The 13,087-nt window shown below is 34.4% G+C and carries 9 protein-coding genes and 1 pseudogene; 2 read left to right on the top strand and 8 right to left on the bottom strand.

Annotated elements, in window-relative coordinates; all coding sequences use genetic code 11:
- Nucleotides 1-287: 287 nt before the first annotated feature.
- Together IGL13_RS05530 and IGL13_RS05525 are read left to right on the top strand one after the other, a co-directional pair.
- Nucleotides 288-992 carry a LytR/AlgR family response regulator transcription factor gene (locus IGL13_RS05530; protein WP_002399975.1) on the top strand — a complete coding sequence of 235 codons (705 nt, stop codon included), beginning with the start codon at nt 288-290 and terminating at the stop codon, nt 990-992.
- A complete protein-coding gene (locus IGL13_RS05525) occupies nt 992-2,302 on the top strand; it encodes a sensor histidine kinase (protein ID WP_002401514.1) in 1,311 nt (436 codons plus the stop codon). The genes IGL13_RS05530 and IGL13_RS05525 overlap by 1 nt, the downstream gene beginning before the upstream one ends.
- Nucleotides 2,303-2,323: 21 nt before the next feature.
- On the opposite strand, the gene IGL13_RS05520 is transcribed toward IGL13_RS05525, so the two are convergent.
- The 8 genes and pseudogenes from IGL13_RS05520 to IGL13_RS05485 form a co-directional block, all read right to left on the bottom strand.
- Entirely contained in the window at nt 2,324-3,058 is a 735-nt protein-coding gene (locus IGL13_RS05520; RefSeq protein ID WP_002382255.1) for a hypothetical protein, read from the bottom strand.
- Entirely contained in the window at nt 3,030-3,743 is a 714-nt protein-coding gene (locus IGL13_RS05515; protein WP_002378341.1) for an ATP-binding cassette domain-containing protein, read from the bottom strand. Before IGL13_RS05515 ends, IGL13_RS05520 begins: the two co-directional genes overlap by 29 nt.
- Before the next feature lie 8 nt (nt 3,744-3,751).
- Complete coding sequence (locus tag IGL13_RS05510; RefSeq protein WP_002401516.1) at nt 3,752-4,510, bottom strand: ABC transporter permease; 759 nt, start codon at nt 4,508-4,510, stop codon at nt 3,752-3,754.
- Nucleotides 4,488-5,432, bottom strand: coding sequence for an ABC transporter ATP-binding protein (locus IGL13_RS05505; protein WP_002378343.1), 945 nt, complete (start codon nt 5,430-5,432; stop codon nt 4,488-4,490). The genes IGL13_RS05510 and IGL13_RS05505 overlap by 23 nt, the downstream gene beginning before the upstream one ends.
- 260 nt (nt 5,433-5,692) lie before the next feature.
- Nucleotides 5,693-6,298, bottom strand: a complete 606-nt coding sequence (locus IGL13_RS05500; protein WP_002378344.1) for a hypothetical protein — start codon at nt 6,296-6,298, stop codon at nt 5,693-5,695.
- A pseudogene (locus IGL13_RS05495) lies at nt 6,262-7,259 on the bottom strand (ThiF family adenylyltransferase). Before IGL13_RS05495 ends, IGL13_RS05500 begins: the two are co-directional and overlap by 37 nt.
- 664 nt (nt 7,260-7,923) lie before the next feature.
- Nucleotides 7,924-8,631: a GntR family transcriptional regulator gene (locus IGL13_RS05490; protein WP_002357800.1), complete on the bottom strand. Its 708-nt coding sequence runs from the start codon at nt 8,629-8,631 to the stop codon at nt 7,924-7,926.
- Nucleotides 8,632-8,837: 206 nt separating this feature from the next.
- Entirely contained in the window at nt 8,838-13,085 is a 4,248-nt protein-coding gene (locus IGL13_RS05485; protein WP_002401519.1) for a 2-hydroxyacyl-CoA dehydratase, read from the bottom strand.
- Between the last annotated feature and the right edge of the window lie 2 nt (nt 13,086-13,087).

The following is a 13,087-nucleotide window of genomic DNA, read 5'->3' as shown; positions in this document are numbered from 1 at the left end:
ACTGCTATGGTATACATTGACCTTACTAGTAACATTATAGCATCAAGTTTTAATCATATGTAGATTTAAAAAAAACTGATAGCACCCTAACAGATGTTTTCGTTGCTCATTTAATTTACATGATTATTTTTTAGATGCTAATTAAATGTTTGTCAGTAACCTGAATTTTTGATATTTTTATCCAGATTACTTATGTCGGTTTATCAGTTGTGCTAACAAAAAATGATTGTTTTTAAAGATAATTTAATTCATAATATATATAGAATGAAAAAAAGGAGGTTTTATTGTTGAAAGTTGCTATTTGTGATGACAATCCAACGTTAACCGAAAAAATAAACACGATGCTATTTAATTATAACCCAAATATATTTGAAACCTATACCTACTACAATCCTCTCAAGTTAGTCAATCAACTTGACCAAGAAAATTTTGACTTTTTTATTTTAGATATAGAAATGAGTGAAATGAGCGGAATAGACTTGGCAAAAAAAATCCGAGAACGTGATATTTTATCACCTATCGTTTTTTTGACGAGTTACAAAGAATACATGGAAGAAGTCTTCCAAGTACAAACTTTTGATTATTTATTGAAACCGCCTACGGAAGATCGGTTGCACCAAGTTTTGGAAAAACTGAGACAACAGCTAGAAAAAAAAAGAAATTACTTTGTATTTTCTAGTAACAAAGTTACTTATAAAATACCAACCAAAGATATCATTTATTTCGAAAAAGATAAAAGACAAGTATTGATTCATACAGTTGGAGAAATCTACAAACCCTATATGTCAACGAATCAGATAAACGAACAACTTGATACGAATTTTGTGCAAGTCCACTCTTCTTTCATAATAAATTGCGCTTATATAAAAGAGTTAGGAAAAAATTTCCTATTAATGGATTCTAAAGAAAAATGTATTGAAATACCAATAAGTAGGCGCTTCAAAGCCGCCGCTCATAAAAGTATAGTTATGTCCATGAGAGGAAAGATATAATGCTTGATATAACATTACGAAGCCTAAGTTTGTTAGTTTATTTATTTCTTATCTCTTATTTTTTTTCTAATTGGTCAACAGCTATTAAAAGTCATAGAGAATTTTATAATGTCATCTGGATTGTTATAATCATATCAGCCATGGTTACGATTATATTATCCAATGCTTACATACCGAACATTTATTTACCGTATCTTAACTTATTACTAAGTTTCATTTTAACTTACACTATTGCTATGCTACACTCGGTCCCTTATCTCGACTCGGCCGTATGGACAATGACACTTATATCAATAAATTTAATCTGTGAAGTATTGTCGTTACACTTTACGAAAATAATTTTAAATGCAGAATTAACATCCTATGGTAGCCCTACTTTTTTCATAACTTCAATAACAATTACAACTTTGATTGGGGTAGCCTGGATAGTCATACTTAAATTTTCAATAGTTAAAGAAGCAAAGTCTGAATTATCGACAAACTTATCATTTATTGTGATTTTATTACCTATTCCCATACTATCAATAATCATTTTATTTGGGCTTTTAATAGGAAACAACAATGACAAAATTTCTGAGATTACTATTACGATTAGTGTCATATTTTTAAACATCTGTGTAATTTTTCTTTATAAAATCACTATAGAATATCAAAAAAATCAATATGATCTTACTTTGAGAAAAAAAAATATCGAAGTGGAGTATAGAATTTTAAATGAAATAAAGAGAAACAGAACTAACGTTTTAAAATTAAAACATGATTTGAAGAATCAATACTTAACAATCCTCGGACTTATCGAAAATGAAGAAGTTAATGAAGCTATCGATTATATTAAGAGTAGTTTTGATATTTTAGAACCACCAACAAAAACTTATGCTGCCGATGGAGTATTAAACTACCTATTGAATGAAAAGCTTGCTGAAGCAAGAAAGAATCAAATTAATGTTGATCATCAGATATTTGTCTCTAAAAATATAAAAATTAATAATGACGTTCTAACTATTGTAATTGGAAATATAATTGATAACGCCATACAAGCATCGAAGAGAATCAAGCCGATTGACAGATATGTCAATATAATTATCAAGCAAGTCAATAATGATTTATTTATTGAAGTATCTAATAACTATAATTCTGAAGAAATTTTTACAAGAAAACATAGAAAAAATAAAGGTTTAGGAATGAAAAACATTGATGATCTCTTACAACAATTAGGTGGTATTCAACGTCACTGGACGAAAGAACGTAGATATTTTGTAACTATAGTTATATTTAATGTATACAAAGGAAACAAATGCGGTGATAACTAATCAAGTAAATCACCGCATTTTTTAGTATACTTCCATGTCGCATAATTTATCAGAAAATTTCAAAAATAACCAAACAAGCATCAATCCCATAATCGTTGAAAATAGGAACGTTATAGTTGGAAAATTCATAAGACCCATAGCAGAAAAATTCGAATATATTAGCATTAGTACCACTGACGTTATTATTGAAGCAATTTCCGATTGTTTCCAAATTGAAATTATTTCTGACAATATCAAAATTACGAATAGTAGACTACAACTTGTAACTATGGTAATAAGACCAAGGTAAATTTCAAAAAATAAATTTGAACTATGAAACTTCAAAATTAAGTTAAGCAAAACCTCAGTCACAAATGAAATAAGAAGCGCACTTCCAAAGCTAGATAAGATTATTACGTAAAAAGAACTTGTTTTTTTTACGAGAAGCTCTTTTCGATCAATCGGAAAAAGAAACGTTCTATTCCGGTGATTGCCAACATAAAATCGTACAAGCTCTTTCCTTAGTAATACAGCTCCATAAATTGATATGCCGCACATAGAAACAGTGTTCGATAATGCTATAATTCCTTGAAATGACGAGATCGTATCAGCACTTTCATCAAATATTCCCACAAATGAGAAAAACATAAAAAATAACATTTGGATTACCAGTGTAATTAAGAAAACTTTAAACCAAACATTTTTAATTTTATCTAATTCATATCTATAAACATTCAATTTTGAGTCACTAATCATGTTTTCTCTTTTGTTCATCATAATACTCTTTCAACCCCTCTCTATACTCTTCTCGAATCTCAACCATTGATTTTGGTTCTTGTACATTGCCTTTCTCTATAAATATAACGTCATCAAGAAATGTTTCCATATCTCTCAATATATGACTACTAATTATCAACACTCTATTTTCGGACAAGGTCTTAACATTCTCAATAAATAACTCTACACCATCAGGATCTAAACCGTTAAATGGCTCATCTAATAATACTAATGAAGGGTTGTGAGCTGTAGCAAGACCTAGCAAAAACCTTTGTTTCATTCCTAAAGACATTGTATTAAACTTTCTTTTTTTATTTACATTTAGACCAACATCCATTAATAGAGTCTCTATCATTAACAAATTTTTTAACTTGTAATAAAAAGCATGGTCATTATATATATCTTCAAGCATAAATCCATTTAAACTATCTGAGTTAACAAAGTTAGTACCCACCTGCAATAATATTTTAGGGTCTGCTATTTCTACTTGCCGATTGTCTATTTTAAGTATTCCACTATCAGGTCTAAGCAAACTACATAGACATTTCATCAAAGTTGTTTTACCTGCACCATTCGGACCAACTAATCCATAAATTTTCCCTACTTCTAAATCTAATTGATCAACCTTTAAATTGAATGTATCACTTACTTTTTTATATAAATTATTTATATTTATTGTTTGCATTTTGCAATTCAGTCCCTTCTTGACAATGAAATAAGTGAAAGTAATGTAGTTAACACGAACCAAAAACAAACTACAATAATATTAGAAACATTAACAGTATTCTGTTCATAAAACAGTGATCTTATCAAATTACTCGATGGAACAAATGGTAAAAATTCAAAAAAGTTCACTAAAGCAGAAGGCAATCTATCTGTTGGATAAGTAATAGGCGAGAATAAAAGTCCACCTATCATAATTATCTGAGTTGCTAATCCTACTACATTAGGTGTTAGCCAATATGCCAAAGCAAAACCTATAGAGATCATACATAATTGAATTAGACTAAGAATAGCTAGGGCCTTCATTGAGAATCTAATTTGGACATCGAATCTTAAATATGCCGCTAAAAATGACATAAACACCCCAGGTAGTGAGGCCATTCCCCAAATTATAAAGTCGGAAATTAATATGTTCAACCGAGAAACTGGCAATGTCCTTTGATAGTCCACAATGCCCTCTTGTTTTGCTGTACTTACTATTTGAGCAGCAAGAACGCGCCCTACCGCAATAATCCCAAGAGTAGTTGCTCCAGATGACAGATAGATAGCTGTCTGATTATTCACATCTGGTATTAGAAGTGCTAACCCGTAGACAATTGCTAATGATAGAAATACTTGAGTTAATGTAAAAACAGGCAATAAGTATTTATGTCTTAATAAACTCCACCCTACTAAAGCAAATAATTCCTTAATCATTGATTTTCTTCTATAATTTTTTATCATTTTCATCTATTAACTCTCCATAGGTTTCATTTAAGGATTTTGGGGAAACTTTATAATTTTGAATTTTTCTTTCTATTACTAATTTCATGACCCAGTCAACTGCTTCTAACACTTGACTGTTCTCTAATTCCATTTCTATCATTAATTCCTCATCGTTTATGTTAGTCTGAATTGCACTCGGTACTATTACACTCTTCAAATCACTTAGATTAAGAAAGTTAACAGTCATATAATTTCGATCGTTTATTTTTATAGACTGTTTTTTTAAGTTCTTATCCTCAAGAACCTTTCCATGATTCATTAAAATATATCTATCAGCATATTTTTCAACTTCTAAAATATTGTGTGTGACCACGATGATTATATGCCCCTTATTAGATAATTCTTTCAGATATCTCCATATTTTTTGCCGTCTAATAGGATCCACATCATTAGTAGGTTCGTCAAGGACTATTATTGGAGAAGGATATACAACGGCCATTGCAAATGAAGTGAGCCTTCTAAGTCCGCCTGAAAGTTTCTGTCCTGGTATATCTTTCCATCCATCTATTTTTAATTCTTTTAAAATTTTAATACACTCTTCTTCAGCTATTTTCTGACTGCCTCCTCTTATTCTTATTATTGACTCGACAGATTGAGCCATCGTTATACCTGCCAAGGGAGCATGTAGTTGAGGCATCATAGAGACATATTCTCTTGCAATTTTACTATCTCTCGCAAATGATAGACCATTAAATGTTATAGAGCCCTTTGTTGATTTCGTTATACCTATAATCTGATTCAACATTGTTGTTTTACCAGCGCCGTTATGTCCAGCTATGGCAGTTATTTCACCTTTATTAAAGCGCAAATTTATATTATCATTTGCATAGCTCTCTGATTTCTTGTACTTTTTACTTAGCGAATGTAATTCTAACTGTTGATTCAAAGCAAACCTCCTATATTTAGACTTAATTAAATTGATTGATAACAGGTTGGAACCATAACCAAATTATCATTGCTAGCACACTTATGCTTATTACTTTAATAATGATTAATTTCATAATTGCGACCTCTTCAAAGTAGAAAGGATTATCAACCACAAAAGAAATCAAAATGTTAATATCTGTTTTTTGTATAATGATAAATTGCCACAATATCCTTGTTATAAGTATTGATGCCGCAATAGAATTAACTCCAACACTTTTATTATTCATAATCAAAAAAAATAACAAGAATATTGCATCCGACGACATTCCAGAGGTGATCGCCGTGATTCGTCATAGGTATCGTAGCAACGGCTTTAGCTATGTTTAAATTGATTTTCCTTGAATTCCTTGAAAATATAATGTGCATAAATTCATGAAAAGTTGTAGATACGATTGAGACAAGAATAGCAATTAGAAGAAATTTTAAAGGATTTGTAAACAAAACATTTACTGCACTTCCAAAAGGAGACCCCTTGATTACGAATAAAAATATGCTAATCGTAAACGCAACAATACCGTTAACATCAATCAGGAAAGAGGAGCTTTTAAATAAGATATTCTTAGGCTCGACAAATAGCGGCTTATAATCATCTCTCTGATCGGCTTTTTTTATCATAATTTTATTTTCAACTAATTCATTAAGTACCTCTTCTTCGATTAGTTCGGATGAATTAATTTGTCTCGCCACTTCATCACTCAACACTAATAGTTGATTTTCTTCTGATACATAAACCCAATCGCCATTGTTTAGCTTACGTTTTAACGTACGAGCTTCGGTATAGTCTCGGCCTATTTCTTCTCTTGATAATATTGAAATATTTCCCATTGGGAGACATCTCCTTTACCACAAGTTGGACATTCACTCTCAAACCTTGGCCAAGTTTTATGCGTGAACGAGTTTCCGTCCTCATAGTTAATTTCATATTGCGTTCCCAAACTTTTTGGCTCAGCATATCTTGTTACCACTCTTATTAACTCATCTACAATTGATGCTGTTAATTGAAAGATACCAGGACCATAAGCTATGGATGGGGGAGCAAATTGAATATTTCTAAAACCTACAAATTGTTCAACAAATTTAGGGTCATTTTTACTGAAGTTCAAATTCATGCAATCAAAGCATCCTGTTTTCTGGGGTATTACAGTGTATACTCTTCCTCGGCTAACCTGTGAGGCACCAAACACGCACGGCAAACCAACTTTTACAATAGCTTCATTCACAATTCTATGTATAAGGAAAGGGGGTTCATCAATAGCGCAAACAATGATATCTATTCCTTCTGTCAATTCAACAACATCATTCACATCTATTATTTTTTTATCTACAGTTTCAACGTTAATATTTGAGTTCATTTCATTAATGGATCTTTTAGCAACTACAGTTTTCTTCTCACCAATATCTGCTTCTCTATATAGTAATTGACGACCTAAATTACTTGCTTCAACTCGGTCATAGTCCACCATTCTGATCATCTTGGGGCCAAGACCCGCTAGTAAAGTTAGAATATTTGATCCTCCTCCACCAAGACCTAATAATAGTATTTTCAAGTTATTTATCTTTTCCTGTATTTCAAATCTATCATCATCAGCTTTACAGTACCTACTAAAGTAATTCACATTAGCTAAGTATCTATCTTCAATCATTCTACCAGGAAACGTCTCCTCGATTAGACCTTCATCATCATCAAATTCAATAGTGATTCCTAATTGGGCCCAACTCTAAATCTCTCTTTATTTAATTGATATAATGGATAGATTGGTTTTATTCTGGGATATTTATACTTCATTTTTTTCACTCCTTATTAAAAAAATGACGAGATATTTCTATCTCGTCTAACCGTTATTTGGTTATCAAATTAGATAATAATCCACCATGCTGTTGCATCAACTGTATCGGCTTTACGTACGTTAATTTTTTTCATTCCGCATCACTCCTTCCGCTAAACTTTTTATTGAAAAAGAAAATAAATTTCTCTTTCAGTATATCTATATAATAACTTTGACAATCATAAGTATTATTGATTGGTAATAACTAACAATTTCAATGTAACAATTTGCAAAACAACTGCTGATTTTGCAACTATTTGATTAAAGCGTTGAACGGGTATATCTTATATTAGGTTACAGTTTAAAAAAGAAATGTAAAAAATGGACAAAAATGAACTACAGCCAAAAAAAGAATAAAAGCAAATAAACTAGCAGCTATTATAAGTTTATTTTTTAACAATATTTATAGCGGGACAAACCATCTCACTTTTCTGGTATTCAGACTTGCTACTCTATTCAATATTTATTTGAATTGAGATGCTTTCACTAATTTTAATTTGAATTCTACCTGATAAGTTCATAAAAAATAACCTCCAAAAATTGTATTTTTCAGATACAACTTTTGGAGGTTAAAATATCTTACCTCAGCCTATTTCTTGGCATTTTTCCATACTTATCATTTCTCTACTTCTCTAAATAAAACTCAAATCGACTTCCTGCATACTGCGTACGAACATATTCAAAAGGTAGTCCGTTTTCAAAATAGGATACTTGGCGCACACGCAGAATCGCATCGCCTCGTTTAATCTCTAAATATTCTGCGATCTGTTCCGATGCTTGAACAGCAGAGATTGTTTGGTTAGAATGGCCAATTTTGTGGCCAGATTTGGCTTCAAGTGTTTTATAAAAAGAGTTCGTGATTTCAGATTTGCCATATTGCGAGACCAATGAATAAGGAATGCTCGCCACCTCAAAACAAATCGGAATGTCATCCGCAAAACGAATTCTTTCCATTCGTAAAATTGAATCTTCTGGACCTAGTTGTAATTTTTCCATCTCACTAGAACTAGGTTTCGCTACAAAATAAGACACCGTCCGACTAGAAGGAACGCGATTTTGAGACAAGGTAATTTCTGTAAAACTAGTGGTACCTGTCATTGTTTCTTGAACTTTCTTACGTGCTACATACGTTCCTGAACCAATTTTTCGTTCTAAAATCCCTTCGTCTGCTAAAGTCTGGATGGCTTGGCGTAAGGTCATTCGACTAACATCAAATTTCAAGGCTAATTCTCGCTCAGAGGGCAAACGATCCCCGATGCTCCAGACACCTTTTTCAATATCTTCTTTGATTTTATCGTGAATTTGAATATAAATTGGTATATTTTGAACCATTTACGCTTCCTCCTCTTCGTTCATCTCCTCTTCTATTATAACTGGTATAGACCGTGTAAACAACCAAAAAATGATAAATAAAAGAGGAATTGGAATTTTTATCAAAGTTGGTCTAGTTGCATGCTTTCTTTTTATAACAAAAACATTTGGCTTAGTCAGTAAAAAGTGACCAAGTCAAATGTTTTTAAACGAATTTCTATTAGTTATTATCTTTTTACATTTTCTTCTTTCAACAACTTGTTCGCTGTGGCCATCATCAAACGGATTCGGTTCAACTGATTAACCAAAGATACCCCTGGATCATAATCCACCGCCGCAATGTTTGCTTGCGGATATTGACGTCGTAGCTCTTTCACGACCCCTTTTCCAACAATATGGTTTGGTAAACATCCAAACGGCTGCATACAAACGATGTTATTCACCTCGTGTTTTAAGAGCTCAATCATTTCAGCTGTTAAAAACCAACCTTCACCCGTATGATTTCCAATTGATAAAATTTTACTTGCGTCTGCTGCCATATCATAAATGGAATGAATACCATCAAAACGGACCGATTTTCTCAATGCCTTATCCATTGGTTTTTCTACCAATTCAATGATTTTTATCGCAAATTCTGCTAAACGTTTGCTTTGTTTTGACATGCCCATATTTTCGTATTTCCAAATTTGATTGTACAAAGAATAGTTCATAAAGCCAACAATATCTGGCACAACTGCTTCAGCACCTTCTTCTTCTAGCAAACGCACAATATCATTATTCGCTGTCGGCGAATATTTCACTAAAATTTCCCCGACCACACCGACTTTTGGTTTTTTTATCTCTTGTAAAGGAATTTCATCAAACGTCCGAATAATTTTTTTCATGAAGTGATTAAATTGTGTCAGCGAACCATTCCGGACATTGGCTTCCACTCTTTTTAGCCAATCTTGGTGCAGTTGATCCACCATTCCTTTTTCTGTTTCATAAGGTCTTGTTCGATAAACTACTCGTTCGAATAAGTCACCATATAAAAAGGCAACTACTAAGCGCTTGATCATTGGCAACGTAAATTTAAATCCTGGATTGGATTCGACTCCTTTATTGCCCATCGAAACTGAAACTACAGGAACTTGAGAAAAACCAGCATCATTTAAGGCTTTTCGTAATAATGGAATGTAATTCGTTGCGCGACAACCGCCCCCTGTTTGCGTCATTAAGACACTGACATTATCCAAATCATATTGACCACTTTCCAAAGCTTCAACTAGTTGTCCGATGGAAATAATTGCTGGGTAACACGCATCATTATTGACATATTTTAACCCGACATTCACAGCTTCTTTGTCTTGCGCAGGCAAACAGACGACATGATAGCCAGAAGCTTGTAATGCTACATCGACTAATCCAGATTGATGAATCGGGCTAAGCATTGGTAACAGTAAAGTATGTGTTTTTTTCATTTGTTTTGTAAACACAATTTTCTCTGGCTCTTCCATTTGCATATGCGGAACAAACTGTTGCTTCTCCCGCTCATTGACAGCCGCTTTCAAGGAGCGCAACCGAATACGAATTGCGCCCAAATTCGCGCCTTCATCGATTTTGAGGACTGTATAAATTTTGCCAGACCGATCCATGATTTCTTCTACTTGATCGGTTGTCACAGCATCTAAGCCGCAACCAAAGGAATTCAGTTGGACAAGTTCTAAATTTTTCGTCTTAGCCACTACTTTAGCCGCCGCATATAAGCGAGAATGATAGACCCATTGATTCACCACACGTAAATTCTGCACGTCTCCAAGATGCGAGATACTGTCTTCTGTCAAGACATGGAATCCTTCCTGTGTAATGACTTCGGCAATGCCGTGATTAATCTCTGGATCCAAGTGATACGGTCGCCCCGATAAGACAATCCCTCTCTGGCCTTTTTCAGTTAACATGGCTAACGTTTCTTCGCCTTTTTCTTGAATTTCTTTTTTAAAGGCTGCTAATTCTTGATAACCATGATGCAGCGCTGTTTGAATTTCTTCTAAGGAAATCCCTAAATCAGCAAAATTTTCAGCTAAAACTTTGGCAACTGCAGTTTCATTCGCTAAATTAAGATAGGGATTTCGATAATCCACTTGGCCCTCTCTGATGGCATCCACATTATTTCGAATAACATCTGGGTAGCTTTGCACAATTGGACAATTAAAATGATTATCTGCTTCCACTGTTTCTTGCTGTTCAAAAACGACACCAGGATAAAAGATGATTGGCACGTGCGCATCAATTAATGCTTGAATATGTCCATGCGCCATTTTCGCTGGGTAACAAACCGTATCACTGGGAATCGTTTCAAGGCCTTGTTCATAGATTTGTTTATTAGAACGTGGCGATAATTCGACCCGAAAGCCTAAGTCAGTAAAAAATGTATGCCACAAAGGATAATTTTCATACATGTTTAGGACTCTAGGGATACCCACGCGCCCACGAAACGCTTTACTTTCCCGCAAAGGTCGGTACTTAAATAACTTGCGGTACTTATAATCAACCAAATTCACTTTGCGTTCTTCTCGTTTAATTTTAATTCGTGCACCACGTTCACAGCGATTTCCCGTAATAAATTGGCGCCCATCTGAAAACACTGTGACCGTTAATTGACAATTGTTTTCACACAAGCCGCAATGAGTAAATTCCTTTTCAGAGGTAAATGCCGCTAACTCTTCTAAAGAAAGAAGCGTGGTTTCTTCCCCAATTTCATAAGCGTCCAAAGCAATCAGCGCTGCTCCATAGGCCCCCATCAAACCAGCAATAGATGGACGAACCACTTCACGACCGCTAATTTTTTCAAAAGCTCTCAAGACCGCTTCATTGTAAAATGTTCCTCCCTGGCAGACAATCTTTTCTCCCAACTCTTCAGGTCGGCGAACTTTAATGACTTTATAAATGGCATTTTTGATGACTGAATAAGATAGTCCAGCAGAAATATCGCCGACAGAGGCCCCTTCTTTTTGAACCTGTTTCACTTTTGAGTTCATAAAAACAGTACACCGAGAACCTAAATCAACAGGCGCTTGCGATTCTAAAGCCGCCAAAGCAAAATCCTTCACATTATATTTTAAAGATTGCGCAAAGGTTTCGATAAAGGAACCGCACCCAGAAGAACAAGCTTCATTTAATTGTATCGAGGAAAGCACGCCATTTTTAATGGTCATCGCTTTCATATCTTGTCCTCCGATATCCAAAATAAAATCCACACCTGGCTGAAAATGGTTGGCTGCTTTGTAATGGGCCATCGTTTCAACTTCACCAATATCGACTTTTAACGCATTTTTTATTAGCTGTTCTCCATATCCTGTAACAGCCGCTTTTCCGATAAAAACTTCTTCAGGCAGTTGTTGATAAAGTGATTTCAGTACTGTCATGGCGGTTTCTAAAGGTTGCCCTTGGTTATTACCATAAAAAGAAAACAACAAATGACCATCTTCATCAATCAATGTGACTTTTGTCGTTGTAGAGCCTGCATCAATCCCTAAAAAGGTCACGCCAGTATGTTGAGATAAAGGTTTCTCCGTTGCTTGAGCTTGCGCGTGTCTTTCTCGAAAATCTGCCAAATCTTCTGCGCTGTTAAATAACGGTGGTAACGTGTCGCTCGGCTGTAAATCAGTAGCCTGGCTGTTCACTAAGCGCTGAATTAATTCTTCCAATGTACATTCGGCTGCATCTTCTGAATAAAGTGCTGCACCCATTGCTACAAACAGTTGCGGTTGTTCTGGAAAAATAACATCTTCTGGCTGAATTGCTAAGGTTTCAACAAACCGTTTTCTCAATTCTGACATGAAAAATAAAGGTCCCCCTAAAAATGCTACTTTACCTTTAATTTTGCGACCAGCAGCTAACCCGGCGATTGTTTGATTAACTACCGCTTGAAAAATACTCGCCGCGATATCTTCTTTCGCTGCTCCTTCATTGATTAAAGGTTGAACATCCGTTTTAGCAAAAACCCCACAGCGGGAAGCAATCGGATAAATAGTTTGATAATTCTTCGCCAATTCATTCACTCCATTGGCATCCGTTTTAAGTAAAACAGCCATTTGATCGATGAAGGCGCCTGTCCCACCTGCACAACTACCATTCATTCGTTGCTCTAAAGCACCATCAAAAAAAGTGATTTTTGCATCTTCTCCGCCAAGTTCAATAGCAACATCCGTTTCTGGGATTATTGTTTCAACAGTTCGTGTACACGCGATAACTTCTTGAACAAAGGGAATCCCTAATACCTCAGCCAGCCCCATACCACCAGAGCCAGTTATGCTCATTGTCACAGGTTGGTCTGCACCGATCCTTGCTAGCCCTTCTTTTAAAATGCGTTCCGTTGCTGCTTTGACATCTGAAAAATGGCGTTCATATTTTGTAAAAATAGGCTGATTTTGTTTATTTAAAAATACTAATTTTACTGTCGTTGACCCAACATCAATCCCTGCTCTCATAACCATCA

The sequence above is a fragment of the Enterococcus sp. DIV1937 genome (genome assembly GCF_050535975.1).
GTDB classification, from domain to species: Bacteria; Bacillota; Bacilli; order Lactobacillales; family Enterococcaceae; genus Enterococcus; species Enterococcus faecalis.
The sequence above is the reverse complement of the archived record's forward strand: the minus strand, read 5'-3'. Positions and strand labels throughout refer to the sequence as shown.

What these genes read in the sequence shown, in the direction of transcription:
- IGL13_RS05490 (WP_002357800.1), bottom strand. Translation starts at nt 8,631, where the DNA reads ATGGTTCAAAATATACCAATTTATATTCAAATTCACGATAAAATCAAA.
- IGL13_RS05510 (WP_002401516.1), bottom strand. Translation starts at nt 4,510, where the DNA reads ATGAAAATGATAAAAAATTATAGAAGAAAATCAATGATTAAGGAATTA.
- IGL13_RS05485 (WP_002401519.1), bottom strand. Translation starts at nt 13,085, where the DNA reads ATGGTTATGAGAGCAGGGATTGATGTTGGGTCAACGACAGTAAAATTA.
- IGL13_RS05525 (WP_002401514.1), top strand. Translation starts at nt 992, where the DNA reads ATGCTTGATATAACATTACGAAGCCTAAGTTTGTTAGTTTATTTATTT.
- IGL13_RS05520 (WP_002382255.1), bottom strand. Translation starts at nt 3,058, where the DNA reads ATGATGAACAAAAGAGAAAACATGATTAGTGACTCAAAATTGAATGTT.
- IGL13_RS05515 (WP_002378341.1), bottom strand. Translation starts at nt 3,743, where the DNA reads ATGCAAACAATAAATATAAATAATTTATATAAAAAAGTAAGTGATACA.
- IGL13_RS05500 (WP_002378344.1), bottom strand. Translation starts at nt 6,298, where the DNA reads ATGGGAAATATTTCAATATTATCAAGAGAAGAAATAGGCCGAGACTAT.